We start from the raw sequence: 20,026 nt of genomic DNA, 5'->3' as shown, positions 1-20,026 counted from the left end.
AACGAGTAGCGCCCCGTCAGTTCAGGTAAGGGGACCAGGACGGATCTCAGACTTAGACTTGAGAGGTAGGAAGCGGGAGCCTCACGCGACCATTAATGGAAACGAGCATCAAGACTCCCCGGCCCTGCTGGCGGGTGGCGTAGATTACCATGGTGCCGTTGGGCGCAACAGTAGGCGACTCGTCCAGAGTGCTATCAGTGAGGATCTTTACACTACCGCGCTGCAAATCCTGGGCCGCCACCTTGAAATTAGTGAAGCCATCCTGGCGGTGAATCATCACCAGGGTCTTTTCATCAGCCGAAAGTTTAGGGTTGGCGTTGTAGTTACCAATAAAGGTCACACGTTCCGCACCGCCACCACCGACGCTGGTTTTGTAGATCTGTGGCTTGCCGCCACGGTCGGAGGTGAAGTAGATGGTCGAACCATCCTTACCCCAGAACGGTTCGGTGTTGATGCCGGGACCATTGGTGACGCGAGTGATCTGACGCGAACCCAGGTTCATCACGTAGATGTCCGGGTTACCGTCTTTCGACAGTACGAATGCCAGGCGATTGCCATCCGGCGACCAGGCTGGCGCGCCATTGAGGCCTTCGAAGTTGGTGATCTGCTCACGGCGACCGGTGTCGATGTTCTGCATGAAGATACGCGGACGCTTCTGCTCGAACGACACATAAGCGATGCGCTTGCCGTCCGGTGCGAAACGCGGCGACAGGATCGGCTCGCGCGATTGCAGCAGAGTCACGGCGCGGGCACCGTCATAGTCCGAGCGTTGCAGCGTGTAGCGCGTGTTCTTCTCGGAGAAACGTTCGGCCGTCACGTACAGCAGGCGAGTCGAGAACGCACCTTTGATACCGGTGAGTTTTTCGAACGACTGGTCCGCAATGTAGTGCGACATGTCACGCAGTTGATCGACGCTGCCCGACACGCTGCCGGTCAGCACTTGCTGTTCGGTGGCGACGTTGAACAGAGCGTATTGAACCTGCAGGCGACCGCCTGCTGGAACGATGCTGCCGACCATAATGTACTGAGCGTTGATCGCCTTCCAGTCACGGAAAATGATTTCGCTGGCCTGGCTCGGCTGACTGATCATGTTCTGTTTTGGAATCGGCGCGTAGTAACCCGAGTTGCGCAGGTCGTTGCCGATGATCTCGGCCATGTCATCCGGCAGCACGGTGCCGCCCTGGAAACCGAATGGCACTACGGCAATTGGAGTTGCCTGGGAGCTACCACTGCTGACCAGGATATTTTTTTCATCTGCTGTGGCCAGTCCTGCAAAGCAGAACATGACGACAAGCAGTCCTCGAAGAAGGTTTCTCACAAGGCTAGATCCTCAGGTGTGAATGTCATCTTGAATGAACGATAGGGTGCGAAATCAGCTGGCTTCAGACCCTGCATTTCGGTCAATCGACCAATATTTTTTACCGCCGCTACCGCTGAACTGTCGAACGGTACATCACCGCTGGACTTGGCAACCGATACGCCGGAGATTGTTCCGTCAGGCAGCATGTTGATTTGCAGGATCACCTTCATACCCTTACGGGCCGACGGTGGCTGCGCCCAACCTTCAGAAGCACGGGAGCGAATCAAGTCGTCGAAGTTACCCGCGACTTCATCACCCTGTTCATCCGCCAAGGCCTGCTGACGCTCCGTCGTGTCGGAAAGCAAATCGGCCAGAGCCTGAGCTTTTTTCTCATCGACGGATTTACGCGCCGCTTCCTGCGATTTTTTCTTCGCAGCATCGGCAGCAGCTTTCTTCTTCGCATCTTCGGCGACTTTCTTCTTCGCCTCTTCAGCTTCAGATTTCTTCTTGGCGTCTTCCGCGGCTTTCTTCTTCGCGTCTTCGACAATCTTTTTCTTGGCTTCTTCAGCGGCCGTTTTCTTGGCCTCTTCTTCAGCCGCTTTCTTGGCTTCTTCTTCAGATTTCTTCTTGGCTATATCAGCCAATTGTTTCTCTTCGGCCTTTTTGGCTTCGGCGGTCTTTTTCGCTTCATCGGCTTTCTTGGCTTCATCAGCCTTTTTTGCCTCTTCCGCTTTTTTAGTCTCGTCGGCCTTCTTGGATTCTTCGGCTTTTTGAGCCGCATCTTCCTTCTTTTGTTCCGCGGCCTTGATCGCTTCCTGTTCGATCTTTTTCTGTTCCATCTGCTCGACTTCGGTCTGACGCGCGGCAGATTTCTTCGCCTCACCCGCAATCTTCTGATTGGTCTGGGTGGTCGCCTGACTTTTCGATTTCAGCTGGTACAAGGTCGCCTGGACAATCGGCTTGGCCGGCGGCAGCTCCGGTGTGAAGGCGAAACTGACGAACAGCATGCCGAACACCAGCACGTGCAAGACAATCGCCAGGACACTAGGCCAGAAGTAGCTTTCCGAGGCGGACGGCTCTCGCATTTGCTGCATCAGGGTGCCTCGGTAATCAAGCCAACATTACCGACCCCGGCTTTCTGCAACCCGCCCATGGCGCCCATCACGGAGCCGTAATCGACGGTCTTGTCGCCGCGGATGAACACCTGGGTGCGCTTGCCATTACCGATGCCGGCGTTGATGATTTTGGTCACCGCGTCAGTCATCTGCGGCAAGGTCATGGCCTTGTCCTGTTGCTTTTCAGTGTCGACTTCGCTGCCAAGGTTCCAGTAGTAGGTCTTGTCAGCCTTGATCGAAATGGTCAGGACCTGAGTGTTGTTGTCCTGCGGCAAGGCTTCGCTGGAAACCTTGGGCAGATCAACTTTCACGCCCTGATTGAGCATCGGAGCGGTCACCATGAAGATGACCAGCAGCACCAGCATCACGTCGATGTAAGGCACCACGTTCATCTCGGCAACCGGCTTGCGCTTTTTGCGAGCTCGAGCGATTAAAGCCATTGGAAATTACCTGCTTATTCTTCGCTGGTGTGCACTTTGCGGTGCAGGATCGCCTGGAATTCATCGGCGAAGGTGTAGTAACGGCCCAGCAGGGTTTCACTGCGAGCAGCAAAACGGTTGTAGGCGATAACGGCCGGGATGGCGGCGAACAGGCCGATCGCGGTAGCAATCAGTGCTTCGGCAATACCCGGAGCCACGGTGGCCAGGGTCGCTTGCTGGGCAGTGGCCAGGCCACGGAAAGAGTTCATGATCCCCCAGACCGTACCGAACAGACCGATGTAAGGGCTGACGGAACCGACGGTGGCGAGGAACGGCAGGCTCTGTTCGAGCTTTTCTTCTTCGCGGGAAATGGCGACGCGCATGGCACGGGCCACGCCTTCCATGACCGCTTCCGGGTCAACGCCTGGCTGCTGGCGCAGACGGGAGAATTCCTTGAAACCGGCACGGAAGATCTGCTCGACGCCCGAATCCGGGTCTGGGTTGCTGCCGGCCTGACGGTAGAGTTTGGACAGGTCGATGCCGGACCAGAAGCGCTCTTCAAAGCTCTCCAGGGCACGTCGACCGGCACGCAGCAGGTTGCTGCGCTGAAAGATCATGATCCATGAGGTCACCGATGCGGCTACCAGGATCAGCATTACCAGTTGCACCACGATACTGGCATTGCTGACCAGGCTCCACATGGAGGAATGGTCGACGACGTTAGCTTCCACGCTTTATCTCCTGCTTTGAGTGTGTACCCGCGCCGCTCACGTCGGCAAAGGCCGCACGTAGAGCTTCGGGAATGGCCCGGGGTTTTAAACTTTCAGTGCGCACACAGGCCACCAGAAACTGCCCTTCACAGAGCAGCACATTATCCGTGGCTCGCCTGACCTGCTGTTTGAAGCGCAGGCTGACACGGTTCAATTCGATTACTTCAGCGCTTACCAGAAGCTCGTCGTCCAGTCGCGCCGGCGCGTGGTAACGCGCTTCGCTGGAATGCACGACAAACAACAGGTCCTCTCCTGCCAGCTGGGACTGGGCAAAGCCCAGATCCCGGAGCCGCTCGGTTCGAGCCCGTTCCATAAACTTGAGGTAATTGACGTAATACACGATGCCGCCCGCATCGGTGTCCTCGTAATAAACGCGACAACGAAGTGCGAAAGGCTCAAGCCCGTTTTGCGCGCGCATACTCTAGTGCTTACTCCTCAGGTTGCCAATCCGGCCAGGCAACTGTTTTTCATTGATTCGCGGCTTTCTGGCAAAAGCACGGTCCTAGGACCGCGCAAATCCCGAAAAAATCAGCCCGCAAAGGTGACTAATCGTCTACGGCATCAAGGAACTCGTCTACCACGGGCATCTCGCCCAATCGTGACGGAATGTTTAAACCGAAGTGCAGATACGCGTGCCGGGTGACCACTCGCCCCCGCGGCGTGCGCATGATGTAGCCCTGCTGGATCAGATACGGCTCCAGCACATCTTCAATGGTGTGACGCTCTTCGCTGATCGCAGCGGCCAGACTGTCCACCCCTACCGGCCCACCGTCGAACTTCTCGATCATGGTCAACAGCAGACGCCGGTCCTGGTGATCGAAGCCACGCTCATCGACATCCAGCAGGTTCAAGGCCAGGTCGGCGATCGGTTTGGTGATGTGGCCCTTGGCACGCACTTCGGCGAAATCCCGAACCCGGCGCAACAAGCGGTTGGCGATCCGCGGGGTTCCACGGGCGCGACGGGCGATCTCAAAGGCGCCCTCCGGGTCCAGCGGCAAGCCGAGGATGTTCGCCGAACGGCTGACAATCGTCGCCAGGTCGGCGGTGTTGTAGAACTCCAGGCGCTGGACGATCCCGAACCGGTCGCGCAACGGGTTGGTCAGCATGCCGGCACGGGTCGTCGCACCCACCAGGGTAAAAGGCGGCAGATCCAGCTTGATCGAGCGCGCGGCCGGCCCTTCCCCAATCATGATGTCGAGCTGGAAATCTTCCATGGCCGGGTACAGCACTTCTTCGACGATCGGTGAGAGCCGGTGAATTTCGTCGATAAACAGCACGTCGTGCGGCTCAAGGTTGGTCAACAGCGCCGCCAGATCACCCGGTCGCTCAAGCACGGGACCCGAAGTGCTCTTGATCGACACGCCCATTTCCTGGGCAATGATGTTGGCCAGGGTGGTTTTACCCAGACCCGGCGGGCCGAAAATCAGCGTGTGGTCCAGGGACTCGTTACGCCCGCGTGCGGCCTGGATGAACAACTCCATTTGCTCGCGAACGGTCGGCTGGCCAATGTACTCGGCCAGGCTGACAGGGCGAATCGCCCGGTCCTGGACTTCCTCGCGGTCGCGAGGGCCAGGCGTGGCGGTAATCAGACGATCAGCTTCAATCACTTAGATCATTCCCTTCAGGGCACGACGAATCATGTCTTCACTGCTCAAACCTTTCTCCTTGATCGCGGAAATCGCCTTGCTGGCTTCCTGCGGCTTGTAGCCCAGGGAGATCAGCGCGCTGACGGCGTCATTTTCGGCGGTAGCGACCGGGGCCGGCGCATCTGGCCCACCCGGCTGGTTTGGCACCAGGGCAAACATCGCCGGTACGGTTTCCCACGCCTTGAAGCGATCCTTGAGCTCCACCAGCAAACGCTCTGCAGTCTTCTTGCCTACGCCCGGCACCTTGGTCAGCGCCGAGGTGTCCTGGGACTGCACGCAACGGACCAGCTCATCCACTTCCAGGCTCGACATCAACGCCAGGGCCAATTTTGGCCCTACACCATTGAGACGGATCAACTCGCGAAAAAAGTCTCGCTCACGCTTGCCGAAGAAGCCATAGAGTAACTGCGCGTCTTCGCGTACGACCAAATGGGTGTGCAAGGTCAGCGGTTCACCGACCGACGGCAAGCGATACAGCGTGGTCATGGGCACTTCCAGCTCATACCCCAGACCGTTTACATCCAGAATCAGGTGCGGCGGCTGTTTCTCAGCCAGTGTGCCGCGCAAGCGTCCAATCACGTTTCAGATCCTTGAGCGTTGGCCAGATCAACGACTGGCGACTGACAGAACAAGGGTTTTGCGCCGACAACACAGGCGCAAAACCCTCATTCCCTAAAAATGACTGCTGATGCTATCAGAGACGCAGGCGCCCGCCACGACTGCGTGCCGTTCCCAGGCCATGGGGTAACAGGCTGGAACGGGTATGAGCATGGCAAATGGCAATGGCCAGGGCATCCGAAGCATCGATTTGTGGCTTGCTGGTCAACTTCAGCATGTGCATGACCATCATCTGCACTTGCTCTTTATTGGCGGCACCGGTGCCGGTCACCGCTTGCTTGACCTGGGTCGCGGTGTACTCGGCGATTTCCAGGCTTTCTTCGGCACCCGCCACGATCGCAGCGCCCCGGGCCTGACCGAGTTTGAGAGCAGAGTCGGCATTGCGCGCCATAAAGACTTTTTCAATGCCCATGGTCACCGGGCCGTAGGTCTGGATGACTTCACGCACACCGCGATAGACGATTTGCAGACGCTCATGCAACTCGCCGGACCCGGTGCGAATGCAGCCCGACGCCACATACACGCAGCCACGCCCGGTATCACGTACCACGCCATAACCGGTGATGCGCGAACCGGGGTCGATACCAAGAATTAAAGTCATAACGCCTGCGGGTTTGGTAAGAGCACGATATTCAATACAGCGAATAACAAATGTGGGAGCTGGCTTGTCGGGTCGCCGCATCGCTGCGATGACGGTGTGTCAGGCGACATCATTGTTTGATGTGCCCAAGCCATCGCAGCGATGCGGCGACCCGACAAGCCAGCTCCCACTTGGATCTTACTCGCCCTTAACCCAGCTGTGCGGCCACCGACTCCGGAATGTCCGCGTTGGAGTAGACGTTCTGCACGTCATCCAGGTCTTCAAGCATGTCGATCAGCTTGAGCACCTTTTCGGCGCCTTCCAGGTCCAGTTCGGCGCTGGTGGTCGGCAGCATCACGATTTCCGCGTCATCGCCTTTGAAACCCGCCGCTTCCAGCGCGTTCCGCACGGCGTAGAAGCCGGCGAACGAGGTGAACACGTCAATCGAACCGTCTTCATGGGTGACCACGTCATCGGCGTCGGCTTCCATGGCTGCTTCCATCAGCGCGTCTTCATCAATACCCGGCGCGAAGGAAATCTGTCCCTTGCGCTCAAACAGATAGGCCACCGAACCGTCAGTCCCCAGGTTGCCGCCGCACTTGCTGAACGCATGGCGAACAGCAGCTGCGGTGCGGTTACGGTTGTCGGTCATGCACTCGACCATCACCGCCACGCCACCCGGGCCGTAGCCTTCGTAGCTCAGTTCGACCATGTCGTCGGTATCGGCCGCACCGGCACCGCGGGCGACTGCGCGATCAATGATGTCGCGGCTCATGTTCGCACCAAGCGCCTTGTCCAGCGCCAGGCGCAGGCGCGGGTTGGAACCCGGATCACCGCCACCCTGACGGGCCGCAACGGTCAGCTCACGAATCCACTTGGTGAAAATCTTGCCCTTCTTGGCATCCTGACGTTCTTTGCGGTGCTTGATGTTCGCCCACTTGGAATGACCCGCCATATCTCGCTCCGAATTTCTCTTTGAAACATCGCCCGCCGCGCACGCTGTGTCGGCCAGCAACAAAAAAATCTCGACCTATAAAAAAGGCGCATCCCATAAGGATGCGCCTTCAGGGTCAGCCTTACTCAGCCTTTGGCGTTTCGCGCAGACGAATGTGCAATTCGCGCAATGCCTTGGCATCTACAGCACCCGGTGCCTGAGTCATTACGTCAGCCGCGCTCTGGGTTTTCGGGAAAGCGATCACTTCACGAATCGACTGGGCGCCGGTCATCAGCATGACCAGACGGTCCAGGCCGAAGGCCAGGCCACCGTGTGGCGGCGCGCCGTATTTCAGGGCGTCGAGCAGGAAGCCGAACTTCTCTTCCTGTTCCGCTTCATTGATACCCAACAGGCGGAACACCGTCTGCTGCATTTCCTTACGGTGGATACGGATCGAACCGCCACCCAGCTCGGTGCCGTTCAGAACCATGTCGTAGGCACGGGACAGAGCGGTCGCCGGGTTGGCTTCCAGTTCTTCCGGGGTGCACTTCGGCGCGGTGAACGGGTGGTGCAAGGCGGTGAAGCTGCCGTCGTCGTTCTCTTCGAACATCGGGAAATCGACAACCCACATCGGCGCCCACTTGCAGGTCAGCAAGTCCAGGTCGTTGCCAACCTTGATCCGCAGCGCGCCCAGGGCTTCGCTGACGATCTTGGCTTTGTCGGCGCCGAAGAACACGATGTCGCCATCGACCGCGCCAACACGATCGAGGATCACATTGAGGTTGGCTTCAGGGATATTTTTGACAATAGGCGATTGCAGCCCCTCGACGCCCTTCGCGCGCTCGTTGACCTTGATGTACGCCAGGCCCTTGGCACCATAAATGCCGACGAACTTGGTGTAGTCGTCGATCTGCTTGCGCGGCATGCTCGCCGCGCCGGGCACGCGCAAGGCGGCAACACGGCATTTCGGATCGTTGGCAGGACCGCTGAAGACCTTGAAGTCGACTTCTTTCAGCTGGTCGGCAACGTCCACCAGTTCCAGCGGGTTACGCAGGTCCGGCTTGTCGGAACCGTAGCGACGCATGGCTTCTTCGAAGGTCATGTGCGGGAAATCGCCGAATTCCAGGTCCAGCACTTCCTTGAACAGGTTGCGGATCATGCCTTCGGTGAGGCCCATGATGTCTTTTTCATCGAGGAAGCTGGTTTCGATGTCGATCTGGGTGAATTCAGGCTGACGGTCGGCACGCAGGTCTTCGTCGCGGAAGCATTTGGCGATCTGGTAGTAGCGGTCGAAGCCGGCCACCATCAGCAATTGCTTGAACAGCTGCGGCGATTGCGGCAGGGCGAAGAACGAACCGGCGTGAGTACGGCTCGGCACCAGATAATCACGTGCGCCTTCAGGGGTAGCACGGGTCAGGATCGGCGTCTCGACGTCGAGGAAGCCGTTTTCGTCCAGATAGCGGCGGATGCTGGTGGTCATGCGCGAACGCAGACGCAGCTTCTCGGCCATTTCCGGACGACGCAGGTCAAGGAAGCGATAACGCAGGCGGGTTTCTTCACCGACGTCGGAGAACTCGTTCAGCGGGAACGGCGGGGTTTCCGACTCGTTCAACACTTCCAGCTCGTAGCCCAGGACTTCGATCATGCCCGACGCCATGTTGGCGTTGGTGGCACCGGCCGGACGCAGGCGAACCTTGCCGGTGATCTTCACGACGTATTCACTGCGCACGCGATCGGCGGCGGCGAAGCTCTCGGCGCGGTCCGGATCGAACACCACCTGGGCCAGACCGTCACGATCACGGATATCGAGGAAAATCACCCCACCGTGGTCACGGCGACGGTGTACCCATCCGCAAAGGGTAATTTCCTGGCCTTCCAGGGCTTCGTTCAGTTGGCCGCAATAATGGCTGCGCATCATGGTAGTGGTTTCACTTCTCGTAATCGAAATTCGGTTGGAGGCCTTGCAGAGGTTGCAAGAGCTCGCGCGTGTCGTTCAACTCAGGTTCCAGACCTTAGTCAGCTTTGTCGCCGCCGGCCAGATTCTTCTTGGAACCGGTCTTGAAATCGGTTTCGTACCAGCCGGTGCCGCTCAGGCGGAAGCCCGGCATGGACAGCATCTTTTTAAGCTCTGGCGCCTGGCAGGCAGGGCAGTCGACCAGCGGTGCTGCGCTGATCTTTTGAATGGCTTCCAACTGATGACCACAGGAAGCACATTGATAGTCGTACATCGGCATGGGGGTTGTCTCGGCGATCAGATTGCTACCGCATACGCTGGGTTTTGCGGCAAAGAGCGGGATTATATCCATTAAATGCGGCCTGTGCAGCCGTAAGACTGCACAGACCGACACTCTGCCCGACACCACCGTGGCTAGGGCATTGCGACGCAGCCCCCTTCTTTCAGGCTGTGCACGACGCAGACAACCCGCACCAGCCCGGTAAAGTTCTTGACCCCGCCATGACGCAGGTGCACTTCGCGATCCACATGGGACAGCAGCGCGCTGACCGTACAACAATTGACCTTGGCTATATCGCCCAGAATATCCCAGTACACCTGCTCAAGCCTCAAGCAGGTGGCAAAGCCATTCAACCGCACCGACCGGGATAGAGGTCGGGCCAGCCCCATATCAAATTCGCTGACAAATGGATCAATCCTTATCTCCTTGACCGGACCGACCCTCCCCTCGCTTCGCCTGTCTTCGTAATCCATATCGTTGACACTCCTTTGTCATCCTTGCCTTCTGTAAGAGCACTCTGCGTGGCCTTATCAAAGCGCAGGCGCAAAGGTATATCCAGATGACTTTATGACCATGGACGTAGGATAAGCCAACAACTGAAGGGCGATCATGGAGACCGTCCTATGCCGGCCATTTTCCTACGCAGCCAGACGACTTTTAACGAGCGCAAAAGCGATTTGAAGAAGGCAAAGACCGCGAATAACGCCCGACGGGCATCATTCGCGTACTGACGATATTACTGGTCCAGCAGAGACCGTAGCATCCATGCGGTTTTTTCGTGGACTTGCATGCGCTGGGTCAGCAGGTCTGCCGTTGGCTCGTCACTGACTTTTTCCAGCAGCGGAAAGATCCCGCGCGCGGTACGAGTGACCGCCTCCTGACCATCGACAAGCTGCTTGATCATGTCTTCAGCGCTCGGCACACCGGCTTCTTCTTTAATAGAAGACAGCCGCGCATAAATCGAATAGGCGCCGGGCGCAGGAAACCCGAGGGCGCGAATGCGCTCGGCAATCGAATCGACGGCCAGGGCCAACTCGTTGTATTGCTCCTCGAACATCAGGTGCAGGGTCCGAAACATGGGACCTGTGACATTCCAATGGAAGTTATGGGTTTTCAAATACAGCACATAAGTGTCCGACAGCAAACGCGAAAGCCCGTCGACGATGGACTTGCGGTCTTCTTCACTGATACCGATATCGATTGCCATGTTTATCCCCTAAAGGTGATGAGTTCATCCAACAGGTGCAGGACCACTCTAGCAAGCCTGCCACCTCCTCGCAGCCCGGGACCGCACAATGGCCTGCGACAAATCGCCCTCGGAGCACCGCTGGACTGCCTGATTTGAGTAGCTGCAGGCTTTGCTGTTAAATAGACGGTGTGTCGCGACCGCCTATTTTCCGGGGGCTGCGCATAGGCTGGTAGCGGGTACGTGTCCAACGCCTCTTATTGTTCTGAAGCGAACCGTGCTCCATCAGCTCTTCCTTGTGATCCGTCTTAACGTGAGTTAATCAAAATGTTGAAAATCGTCCACCTGCTAATGGGCGCAGCAGCCTTGCTGCTGTCCTTCATCCCTAGCCTGCGATCCGAAGCAGTCCCTTACCTGCAACAACCCGATGCGCTGTACCTGGCCTTTTTCGGCCTGCTCAACCTCACCCTTGCTCCCGTTATCCCTTACTGGAACAAAGGCCCTCGTCATCAACTGCAAAACCTGGTCAGTGCTCTGCTGATCCTGGCCGTCGTCCTGCAAACCCTGACGTTGCTCGCGCCGATGCCTGTCATCGCCGGTCAACCTGCCGTCCTGTTCAGCCTGGTGGCAGCGCTGATCGCCGTTCTCCTGCACCTGGCTATCAGCTTCTACAAATCTTCACCGGCCGCCGCCTCGCCAAGCTATGACATGAGCAACCGCGATACCGGCACCGTCAAGTGGTTCAACACCTCCAAAGGCTTCGGCTTTATTTCCCGTGATTCCGGCGATGATATTTTCGTGCATTTCCGGGCCATTCGTGGCGAAGGTCACCGTGTTCTGGTCGAAGGCCAGCGCGTGGAGTTCTCTGTCATGAATCGTGACAAAGGGCTGCAAGCCGAAGATGTGATCGCCGCTTTGCCGCGTCGCTGATTCAAGGCTGAAAAAAAACCGCGAACAGCCTGGCTGTTCGCGGTTTTTTATTGCCTGGCTATCAGTAACGAGGCGGTTAGTAATGAGGCGGCGGCGCCTCTTCCTCGAAGGTTTCGAACTGCCCAGCCATTTCTTCCTGGCGCTTGAGCAATGCAGCCATCTGCAATTGCAGGCGCTCAACCGCGCGCTGCTGCGTCGCCAGCACATCGCTCAATGACTGGATGGTGTCATCCTGAAACGCCAGCTGGCTCTCCAGATCGGTAACGCGATCTTCCAGGCTCATGATTCAACCCTCCAGAAACGTGAAGTCTTCGATTAACAGCAGGCGCAGCCGTTCGCGAATCGACGCGACCTGCGCTGCGCTGTAAGGCACGGCCGGGTGTTTGCCCCAGACCGGGGATGGCCAGGCGGCGTCCTCACGCTGGCGCACAATGACATGCATGTGCAACTGACTGACGACATTACCCAGCGCCGCGACATTCAGCTTATCGGCGTCGAACGAATCCTTGAGCAGTTCCGCCAGCGCAGTTGTTTCCTGCCACAGCTGCTGTTGATCTGCGACACCCAACTGAAATATCTCACTGATATCTTCACGGCGTGGCACCAGGATGAACCAGGGGTAGTTCGAATCATTGGATAACAGCAACCGGCAAAGCGGGAAATCGCCAATCGGTAGCGTGTCTTGTTGAAGTCGTGGATCTAAAGCGAACACCGCGCGCACTCCCGCCAGGTCATCATTTTTCAGCTTAGCGCCCATCCAGACAGGCTGCGCACCAAGCGACAGGACGCCAGCATACCCGTGATCACCGCAGGCATCACGCTGAACCAACGCCCCGAGATGGGCCGTTTTTGATCCGGACGCACCAACACAGAACCGAAGATTGCCCCCAGAAAGGCGAAATGACTGATATCCAATGAATAGTTCCGGTCGTAGCCATGAACGCACTGTGTGATTTCAGCACAGTGATTAAGATTTTTTGCACCAAAACCGCACAGTACGTCTACGCTGAGTGCGTCAGCATCCGTGAACTACTCACCGAAGGGGTGAACCGGTAACATTTTTCGTTGTCATGCTTTCGGTTTCGGGGGTACAACACCATGCAATCCACGGCGTCAAGCGTACAAAAAACACGCTTGAAGCCCCCGGTTTTATGAGGTTTTTACAGCGACAGGCAGGCTCGCAGAAAAAAACAGCCGCAGAATTCCGGTTTGTGCACGCTTGTTGCATTCACACCCACATCGCCCTGGTGCCTCCGCTGGAAGTGGAGGCCCCAAGGCAAATAAAAACAGCGGCAGGGTTGCCCGATGGAGATTCAAACGTTTCACCAGGGACTCTTTTTACCGATGCTCAAGCCTTGGAAAACAACACTAAAGTTGCCAATACGCTTGCGTCGAGGCAGTAAATTTGCGACATCTACCCAGCCGTTTGCGACACCGTCGTAAAGAAGCTGAAAGGTTAGATACGCAAGTATCGCCAACATGGTCTGCGTGATATAACTTTGCGCCGACTCAAAAAAGAAAGAGCCGCCCAGATAATAAAACAGGTGGGACGGCAGTACTCTTCTAAAACCAAAGGAGCAAATCACGATGCGCGTGATGAAGTGGAGCATGATCGCACTGGCAGTTGCAGCAGCAGCCAGCACCCAAATGGCTACGGCCGCACCTTTTGTAAGTGACCAGGCTGAAGCCAAGGGTTTTGTTGACGACGCCAAGTTGGACTTGCTGGTTCGCAACTACTACTTCAACCGTGATAACAAAGATGGCGCCCGCGACGTCAAAGACTGGACCCAAGGTATCTGGGGCACTTTCAGCTCCGGTTACACCCAAGGTACTGTTGGCGTCGGCGTTGATGCATTCGGTTACCTGGCCATCAAACTCGATGGCGGCGATGGCACTTCCGGTTCGGGTAACATGAGCCGCAGCGACACCGTCAACGCCAACGGTGGCCGCGACGTCAACGACAGCCAAGGTAAAGCCGGGGCTGCCGTTAAATTCCGCGTCTCCAAAACCGAGCTGAAATTCGGCGACATGTCGCCAAGCACTTCTCCAGTGTTTGCTGTTGGCGGTTCCCGTATCCTTCCTCAAGTTGCCAGCGGTTTCCAACTGCAAAGCAGCGAAGTCAAAGACCTTGACCTCGAAGCCGGTCACTTCTACTCGGGTTCCAGCCAGGACAAAAACGCCCGTGACGGCGATCTGTTCGCAAACTACGCCGGCGTGGCTGCCAACTCCATCGACTATTTCGGTGGCAAATACGGCATCACCGACAACCTGAGCGCATCGCTGTACGGCGCCAAGCTGGAAGACATCTGGAACCAGTACTACGCCAACGTGAACCTCACCACCCCGATTAGTGGTGACACGTCGCTGAACACTGACTTCAACATCTATCGCACCACCGATACCGGTGACGCGAAAGCCGGTGACATCAGCAACACCACGTTCTCGCTGGCCACTGCTCTCTCGTTCCTGAAAGCACACACCATCACCCTGGCCTTCCAAAAGGTTAATGGCGATACCCCATTCGACTACATCGGTATCGGCAAGAACAACCGCGGCGGCGATTCGATCTTCCTCGCCAACTCCATCCAGTACTCTGACTTCAACGCCCCTAACGAGAAGTCTGCCCAGATCCGTTACGATCTGAAAATGGCTGAGTACGGCGTTCCTGGTCTGAGCTTCATGACCCGTTACGTGAAGGGCTGGGACATCGACGGCACCAAAACTCCAGCAGGCAGCGCTTACGCTGGTCTGTACGGTGAAGACGGCAAGCACAACGAAACCAACTTCGAAGCCAAGTACGTTGTTCAGTCTGGCCCGGCAAAAGACCTGTCCGTCCGCTTCCGTCAAGCTTGGCACTTTGCTAACGCCGACGAAGGTGAAGGCGACGTGAAAGAGTTCCGTGTGATCGTCGACTACCCACTGTCGATCTTGTAATCGTAGCGGTTTAGTTAGCAAGTATAAAAAAGGCCCCTCTTCGGAGGGGCCTTTTTTTTAACCATTGCACAGTGCATTAATGATTAGCTTGCTACTCAATAAGCCTGACTGTTAAGTCAGGCCTTGGTATCAACACATCTCAATTCACTGCTGCTTCCTGAACCACTCGAATGACTCGCTGTGGAAATGGAATATCAATACCGGCCGTTTTCAATCGATCACGGGACTGTTCGTTGAACATGAACATCACATCCCAGTAATCCGCAGTCTTCACCCACACTCGCAGAGAAACAGTAATCGAACTATCACCCAGTGTCGAAATCACTGCCTGAGGTGCCGGTTCAGCCAAAATACGCTCGTCTTTGGCCAGGTCCAGCAAAACTTGACGGGCCTTCTGCAAGTCCGCTTCGTAGTCCACACCCACATCAAATACAACTTTGCGGGTTGGCTGACGATTTGTATTGGTAATGATACCGTTCGACAAGTTGCCGTTAGGCACGATGATGGTTTTGTTATCGCCGGTGCGCAGTACGGTGTGAAAAATCTGGATGCTGTCGACCGTACCGGCAACCCCTTGGGCTTCAATCCAGTCACCGATGCGAAACGGGCGAAACAACAGAATCAACACGCCGCCGGCAAAGTTTGCCAGGCTGCCCTGCAAGGCCAGACCGATGGCCAGGCCCGCCGCACCGATCGCGGCAACAAACGAAGTGGTTTCCACCCCGATCATCGAGGCCACGCTGACTACCAGCAAAACCTTGAGAATAATGTTCGCCAGACTGCTGATGAACCCTTGCAGCGCGAGGTCGGCATTACGCAACGCCAGCAGACCGCCAAGCTTTTGGGCCACTTTGCTGATCAACCACCAGCCGACGGCCAGCGTGATCACCGCCAGCAATACGCGGCTGCCGTATTCCATGATCATCGGAATCCAGGCCTGGGAGGCCTTGACCAGATTGTCCACTTCGGTATTCAAATCCATCTACTTTCTCCTGATTTCCGGCCATCCGGCACGCGAAAAAATAAGCGGCAGAAAAAATCGAACCTGAAGGGTTCAATCGTTTCTGCCGTTGCTTGGCCCTCGGACGTCGAAAATGCCAAGAGGTTCCCGCTTGGAATTTAGTCGCGGAAGTTGTTGAACTGCAGCGGCATGTCGAAAGTCTTGGCGCGCAGGGCCGCGATGGCTTCCTGCAAATCGTCACGTTTCTTGCCGGTGATGCGCACTTGCTCGCCCTGAATGGCGGCCTGGACCTTGAGCTTGGCGTCCTTGACGTGAGCGACGATTTTCTTCGCCAGCTCTTTGTCGATGCCTTCCTTGAGGACCGCTTCCTGCTTCATCAGCTTGCCCGACGCATAGGCATCTTTGACTTCAAGGCACTGCACGTCGATCTTGCGCTTGACCAGCGCCAGCTTGAGGATCTCGATCATCGCTTCGAGCTGGAAGTCAGCCTCGGCAGTCAGGTTGACGGTCAGGTCCTTTTCCTTGAATTCAAAGGTGCCCTTGCCTTTCAGGTCATAACGGCGATCGAGTTCCTTGACGGCGTTCTCGACCGCGTTGGTGACTTCGTGTTTGTCCAGTTCGGATACCACGTCGAACGACGGCATGTAATCTCTCCAATAAAAGGCGCGCTCGATAGCGATGGCGCGCGCTTGGCTTGCGGTTAAAATCGGGCTCATTATAACGGGTCTTTTCCAACCGATACTGCGAGCCTCACATGCCTGCGCCAAACCGAGCAAAAAGCTGATGTCCACCACCTGGCATGTATTGGGCGCCGGCAGCCTCGGCACGTTGTGGGCCACTCGCCTGGCGCGGGCCGGGGTGCCGGTCCGGTTGATCGTGCGTGATGAGCAACGCTTGCAGGCCTATCAGGCGGCAGGCGGGCTGACGCTGGTGGAGCACGGTGAAGCCAACACTTATGACATCCTCGGTGAAACACCACACAGCAGCGAGCCGATCCACCGTCTGCTGGTCGCCTGCAAGGCCTACGATGCCGAACAGGCCGTCGCCCAACTGGCGCCGCGCCTGACGCCTGATGCCGAGCTGATCCTGTTGCAAAACGGCCTCGGCAGTCAGGACGCCGTCGCCGCGCAGGTTCCGCAGGCACGCTGCGTTTGCGCGTCGAGCACCGAAGGCGCGTTTCGCGATGGCGACTGGCGCGTGGTGTTCGCCGGTCACGGCTACACCTGGCTGGGGGATGCCGGTCATCCGGTCGCGCCGATCTGGCTGGATGATTTGAGTACCGCCGGTATTCCTCACGAGTGGAGCACTGACATCCTGACCAGGCTGTGGCGAAAACTGGCGCTCAATTGTGCGATCAATCCACTGACAGTGCTGCACGATTGCCGCAACGGCGGTTTGCAGGAACATCATTGCGAAGTCGCCACCCTCTGCGTCGAACTGACCGACTTGCTGCAACGCTGCGGTCAACCGGCAGCCGCCGAGGACCTGCAACAGGAAGTCGAACGGGTGATCCATGCCACCGCGGCCAACTACTCCTCGATGCACCAGGACGTCGCGAGCCAGCGCCGCACCGAAATCAGCTACCTGTTGGGCTATGTCTGCAAAGTGGCCTCGCGGCACCAACTGAACCTGCCCCACCTCAATCAATTACAGCAGCGGCTGATTGCCCATCTTCAAAGCCTTGGATTGCCCAGCGACTGAGCAGCGGCTACGCTGGCCACTTGTTCCTTTTCAGCGATGAACCTGATGCCATTGCGCCAGCGTCTCGAAAACCTTCCGGTCGGCCAGAAACTGCTGGCCGCCCTGCTCGTGCTGTTGATCACCATCCTGCTGGTCGCCAACCTGACCTTTATCAGCGCCGCGTATTACATCTCCCAGGAAAGCATGGCGCCCCAGGCCTTGCAGACCATCGGCCGACTGGTGTCCAACCCGAGCCTGGTGGCCGACGCCTTGAAGTCGCCGCAAAGCGCCGAACGCCTGCTCAACGAACTCAACAGTTATTCACCGCTGCGCGCGGCGGCCTTGTATGACGGCAAGGGTGAGCGATTGGCGCAATTGCAGCATGGCGACAAGCTGCACCTGCCAGAGCGCTATCGGCACATCGAAGCCTGGCAGGCTACCGAGTTTCGCAGCAACCAGGTGATCACCCTGCCCCGCCCCGGCACCGCGCCGGGGCACCTGTTATTGGTGGCCAGCAGTGAATTGCCAGTGGCGTTCTATACCGGGACCCTGACCGCCAGTCTCGGCATTCTGATCTTCAGTGTGCTGTTGTGGCTGGTAATCGCCCGGCAGATCAAACGCCTGATTACTCGGCCGATCCATCAGCTTGAAGAGTTGTCCCGGCAAGTGACCCGCGAAGAGAACTACGCCCTGCGCGCCTCCCGTGGCAACCACGACGAAATAGGCAGCCTCGCCGAGGCCTTCAACACCATGCTTTCGCGGATCGAAGCCCGGGAGCAGCAGCTCAAACGTGCCCGGGACGATTCCCAGGCGGCTTATGATCAGGCGCAAGGCCTGGCCGAAGAAACCCGCCACACCAATCGCAAACTGGAACTCGAAGTTCAGGTGCGCAGCAAGATCGAGAAGAAACTCACCGGCTTCCAGAACTACCTCAACAGCATCATCGACTCCATGCCGTCGGCGCTGATCGCCCTCGACGAGCAACTCTACGTGACCCAGTGGAATCAGGAGGCCAGCGCCCTGTCCGGCACGCGTCTGGACGAAGCCTTGAACCAGCCGATCTTCCTCGCCTTCGAGCCATTGAAACCGTTTCTGCCGCAGCTCAAGCAAACCGTCGAGCAGCACACGGTGGCGAAGATCGAGCGCGTGACCTGGTTCAAGGACGATGAACCCAAGCATTACGCCCTGACCTTCTACCCGCTGATGGGCGGGGCCGGGCGTGGTGTGGTGATCCGGATCGACGACATCACCCAGCGCCTGTCGCTGGAAGAAATGATGGTGCAGTCAGAAAAAATGCTCTCGGTCGGGGGCCTCGCCGCCGGCATGGCCCACGAAATCAATAACCCGCTGGGCGCGATCCTGCATAACGTGCAGAACATTCGGCGACGCCTGTCGCCTGACTTGCCGAAGAACCTTGAGCAGGCCGAGCTAGCCGGCATTTCCCTGGAGACGGTCAACAAATACCTGCAAGTGCGCGAAGTGCCGCAGTTGCTCGATGGCATTCAACAGGCGGGCGCCCGGGCGGCGAAGATTGTCACGCACATGCTCAGCTTCAGCCGCCGCAGCACCCGGCAAATGGCCCCGTGCGACCTGCCGGCGCTGATCGATCAGGCGGTGGAAATCGCCGGTAACGACTTCGACCTGGCCATCGGTTTCGACTTCAAGGGCCAGGCGATCATCCGTCAGTTCGACCCGGCACTGGGCCCGGTGCCCGGCACGGCCAACGAACTGGAGCAAGTGCTGCTCAACCTGCTGAAAAACGCCGCCCAGGCCATTCACCAACGTGAAGACGACAGCGAACCAGGCCGGATCATTCTGCGCACCCGACTGAATCCGCCGTGGGCCGAAATCCAGGTCGAGGACAACGGCATCGGCATGAGCGAGAACGTGCGCAAACGCACCTTCGAGCCGTTCTTCACCACCAAGGAGATCGGTCAGGGCACGGGCCTTGGCTTGTCGGTCTCGTATTTCATCATCACCAATAACCACAAGGGGCAGATGGAGGTGCAATCGACGCCGGGCCAAGGCACCTGTTTCACCTTGCGCCTGCCGCTGGCGGGCTCCCCCGTCATCTCTCAAGAACTCAATCAGCTATCGAGGTAACCCATGGGCTTTCGCTTGTCGAAGATTTACACCCGCACCGGCGACAAAGGCGAAACCGGACTCGGCGATGGCCGCCGCGTGCCCAAGGACCACCCGCGGATCGAGGCCATTGGCGAGGTCGATACGCTGAACAGCCAGATGGGCGTGCTGTTAGCCGGGTTGGCGGCAGAAAGTGCTGCGTATCCGGGTTTGAACGAGGTGATTGAGGTGTTAGCGCCCTGTCAGCATCGGTTGTTCGACCTGGGCGGAGAGTTGGCGATGCCGGTGTATCAGGCGTTGAATGCAGCGGAAATCGAACGGCTGGAAGCGGCGATCGATCTGTGGAATGAGGAGTTGGGGCCGCTGGAGAATTTCATTCTGCCGGGTGGTTCAGCGCTGATTGCCCAGGCCCATGTGTGCCGAAGCCTGGCGCGTAGCGCAGAGCGGCGGTGTCAGCAGTTGAATGCGATTGAACCGTTGGCCGGGGTTGGGTTGGCGTACATCAATCGGTTGTCGGATTTGTTGTTTGTGGTGGCGCGGTTAATTGCCAAGCGACAAGGGATTGCCGAGATTTTGTGGCAGGCGGCCGCTAAGCCTCAGGAATAATTGGCGCCTATCAGGACGCCTTCGCGGGCAA

General features: G+C 57.6%; 23 protein-coding genes. 5 read left to right on the top strand and 18 right to left on the bottom strand.

Going from position 1 to position 20,026, the window contains the following annotated elements; translation table 11 throughout:
* Positions 1–52: 52 nt before the first annotated feature.
* From tolB to ACIQV9_RS09685, 13 genes are all read right to left on the bottom strand, one after another.
* Positions 53–1,285, bottom strand: coding sequence for a Tol-Pal system beta propeller repeat protein TolB (gene tolB / locus ACIQV9_RS09745; RefSeq protein ID WP_403100500.1), 1,233 nt, complete (start codon positions 1,283–1,285; stop codon positions 53–55).
* Between the two features lie 29 nt (positions 1,286–1,314).
* The gene (tolA, locus tag ACIQV9_RS09740) at positions 1,315–2,394 is read right to left on the bottom strand and encodes a cell envelope integrity protein TolA (protein ID WP_403100498.1); all 1,080 of its coding nucleotides are present in this window, start codon (positions 2,392–2,394) and stop codon (positions 1,315–1,317) included.
* The gene (gene tolR / locus ACIQV9_RS09735; protein WP_403100516.1) at positions 2,394–2,846 is read right to left on the bottom strand and encodes a protein TolR; all 453 of its coding nucleotides are present in this window, start codon (positions 2,844–2,846) and stop codon (positions 2,394–2,396) included. Before tolR ends, tolA begins: the two co-directional genes overlap by 1 nt.
* A gap of 23 nt (positions 2,847–2,869) precedes the next feature.
* Complete coding sequence (tolQ, locus tag ACIQV9_RS09730) at positions 2,870–3,565, bottom strand: protein TolQ (protein ID WP_008147369.1); 696 nt, start codon at positions 3,563–3,565, stop codon at positions 2,870–2,872.
* Complete coding sequence (gene ybgC, locus ACIQV9_RS09725; RefSeq protein WP_403100492.1) at positions 3,555–4,022, bottom strand: tol-pal system-associated acyl-CoA thioesterase; 468 nt, start codon at positions 4,020–4,022, stop codon at positions 3,555–3,557. The genes tolQ and ybgC overlap by 11 nt, the downstream gene beginning before the upstream one ends.
* Positions 4,023–4,149: 127 nt before the next feature.
* Complete coding sequence (gene ruvB / locus ACIQV9_RS09720) at positions 4,150–5,211, bottom strand: Holliday junction branch migration DNA helicase RuvB (protein ID WP_046049660.1); 1,062 nt, start codon at positions 5,209–5,211, stop codon at positions 4,150–4,152.
* On the bottom strand, positions 5,212–5,829 hold the full coding sequence (ruvA, locus tag ACIQV9_RS09715; RefSeq protein WP_007897033.1) for a Holliday junction branch migration protein RuvA: 618 nt from the start codon (positions 5,827–5,829) through the stop codon (positions 5,212–5,214). It lies immediately after the preceding gene.
* A gap of 115 nt (positions 5,830–5,944) precedes the next feature.
* On the bottom strand, positions 5,945–6,469 hold the full coding sequence (gene ruvC, locus ACIQV9_RS09710) for a crossover junction endodeoxyribonuclease RuvC (RefSeq protein WP_008147379.1): 525 nt from the start codon (positions 6,467–6,469) through the stop codon (positions 5,945–5,947).
* 187 nt (positions 6,470–6,656) lie between these two features.
* Positions 6,657–7,403, bottom strand: a complete 747-nt coding sequence (locus ACIQV9_RS09705; RefSeq protein ID WP_403100487.1) for a YebC/PmpR family DNA-binding transcriptional regulator — start codon at positions 7,401–7,403, stop codon at positions 6,657–6,659.
* 121 nt (positions 7,404–7,524) lie between these two features.
* Positions 7,525–9,300: an aspartate--tRNA ligase gene (aspS, locus tag ACIQV9_RS09700; protein WP_403100485.1), complete on the bottom strand. Its 1,776-nt coding sequence runs from the start codon at positions 9,298–9,300 to the stop codon at positions 7,525–7,527.
* 94 nt (positions 9,301–9,394) lie between these two features.
* A complete protein-coding gene (locus tag ACIQV9_RS09695; protein WP_010457489.1) occupies positions 9,395–9,616 on the bottom strand; it encodes an FmdB family zinc ribbon protein in 222 nt (73 codons plus the stop codon).
* A 134-nt stretch (positions 9,617–9,750) separates the two neighbouring features.
* The gene (locus tag ACIQV9_RS09690; protein ID WP_403100482.1) at positions 9,751–10,089 is read right to left on the bottom strand and encodes a ribbon-helix-helix domain-containing protein; all 339 of its coding nucleotides are present in this window, start codon (positions 10,087–10,089) and stop codon (positions 9,751–9,753) included.
* Positions 10,090–10,352: 263 nt separating this feature from the next.
* Positions 10,353–10,823 (bottom strand): Dps family protein, encoded by a 471-nt coding sequence (locus tag ACIQV9_RS09685; RefSeq protein WP_094470990.1) that lies wholly within the window; start codon positions 10,821–10,823, stop codon positions 10,353–10,355.
* Between the two features lie 306 nt (positions 10,824–11,129).
* On the opposite strand from ACIQV9_RS09685, the gene ACIQV9_RS09680 reads away from it, so the two are divergent.
* Entirely contained in the window at positions 11,130–11,732 is a 603-nt protein-coding gene (locus ACIQV9_RS09680; protein ID WP_403100479.1) for a cold shock domain-containing protein membrane protein, read from the top strand.
* 76 nt (positions 11,733–11,808) lie between these two features.
* Here ACIQV9_RS09680 and ACIQV9_RS09675 read toward each other — a convergent pair whose 3' ends face one another.
* From ACIQV9_RS09675 to ACIQV9_RS09665, 3 genes are all read right to left on the bottom strand, one after another.
* Positions 11,809–12,015 (bottom strand): SlyX family protein, encoded by a 207-nt coding sequence (locus ACIQV9_RS09675; protein WP_010457497.1) that lies wholly within the window; start codon positions 12,013–12,015, stop codon positions 11,809–11,811.
* Positions 12,016–12,018: 3 nt separating this feature from the next.
* Complete coding sequence (locus ACIQV9_RS09670; protein ID WP_403100513.1) at positions 12,019–12,444, bottom strand: HIT domain-containing protein; 426 nt, start codon at positions 12,442–12,444, stop codon at positions 12,019–12,021.
* A gap of 610 nt (positions 12,445–13,054) precedes the next feature.
* A complete protein-coding gene (locus ACIQV9_RS09665; RefSeq protein WP_403100477.1) occupies positions 13,055–13,342 on the bottom strand; it encodes a hypothetical protein in 288 nt (95 codons plus the stop codon).
* Here ACIQV9_RS09665 and ACIQV9_RS09660 point away from each other — a divergent pair.
* Positions 13,320–14,666, top strand: coding sequence for an OprD family porin (locus tag ACIQV9_RS09660; RefSeq protein ID WP_403100474.1), 1,347 nt, complete (start codon positions 13,320–13,322; stop codon positions 14,664–14,666). The two genes, ACIQV9_RS09665 and ACIQV9_RS09660, sit on opposite strands and share 23 nt — an antisense overlap.
* 139 nt (positions 14,667–14,805) lie before the next feature.
* Here the strand turns inward: ACIQV9_RS09660 and ACIQV9_RS09655 are convergent, their stop codons facing one another.
* Both ACIQV9_RS09655 and ACIQV9_RS09650 read right to left on the bottom strand, forming a co-directional pair.
* Positions 14,806–15,648, bottom strand: a complete 843-nt coding sequence (locus ACIQV9_RS09655) for a mechanosensitive ion channel family protein (protein ID WP_403100471.1) — start codon at positions 15,646–15,648, stop codon at positions 14,806–14,808.
* Between the two features lie 137 nt (positions 15,649–15,785).
* Entirely contained in the window at positions 15,786–16,271 is a 486-nt protein-coding gene (locus ACIQV9_RS09650) for a YajQ family cyclic di-GMP-binding protein (RefSeq protein WP_007906601.1), read from the bottom strand.
* Between the two features lie 139 nt (positions 16,272–16,410).
* Between ACIQV9_RS09650 and ACIQV9_RS09645 the strand changes: the two genes are divergently transcribed.
* The 3 genes from ACIQV9_RS09645 to ACIQV9_RS09635 are packed head-to-tail and all read left to right on the top strand — an operon-like array spanning position 16,411 to position 19,995.
* A complete protein-coding gene (locus ACIQV9_RS09645; RefSeq protein ID WP_403100468.1) occupies positions 16,411–17,328 on the top strand; it encodes a putative 2-dehydropantoate 2-reductase in 918 nt (305 codons plus the stop codon).
* A gap of 45 nt (positions 17,329–17,373) precedes the next feature.
* Positions 17,374–19,410, top strand: coding sequence for a sensor histidine kinase (locus ACIQV9_RS09640; protein WP_403100465.1), 2,037 nt, complete (start codon positions 17,374–17,376; stop codon positions 19,408–19,410).
* Between the two features lie 3 nt (positions 19,411–19,413).
* Positions 19,414–19,995 carry a cob(I)yrinic acid a,c-diamide adenosyltransferase gene (locus ACIQV9_RS09635; RefSeq protein WP_403100463.1) on the top strand — a complete coding sequence of 194 codons (582 nt, stop codon included), beginning with the start codon at positions 19,414–19,416 and terminating at the stop codon, positions 19,993–19,995.
* The last annotated feature ends 31 nt before the right edge of the window (positions 19,996–20,026 follow it).

The sequence above is a fragment of the Pseudomonas sp. NPDC099000 genome (genome assembly GCF_044759925.1).
Taxonomy (GTDB): domain Bacteria; phylum Pseudomonadota; class Gammaproteobacteria; order Pseudomonadales; family Pseudomonadaceae; genus Aquipseudomonas.
This window is presented reverse-complemented; position numbering and strand designations above follow the sequence as displayed.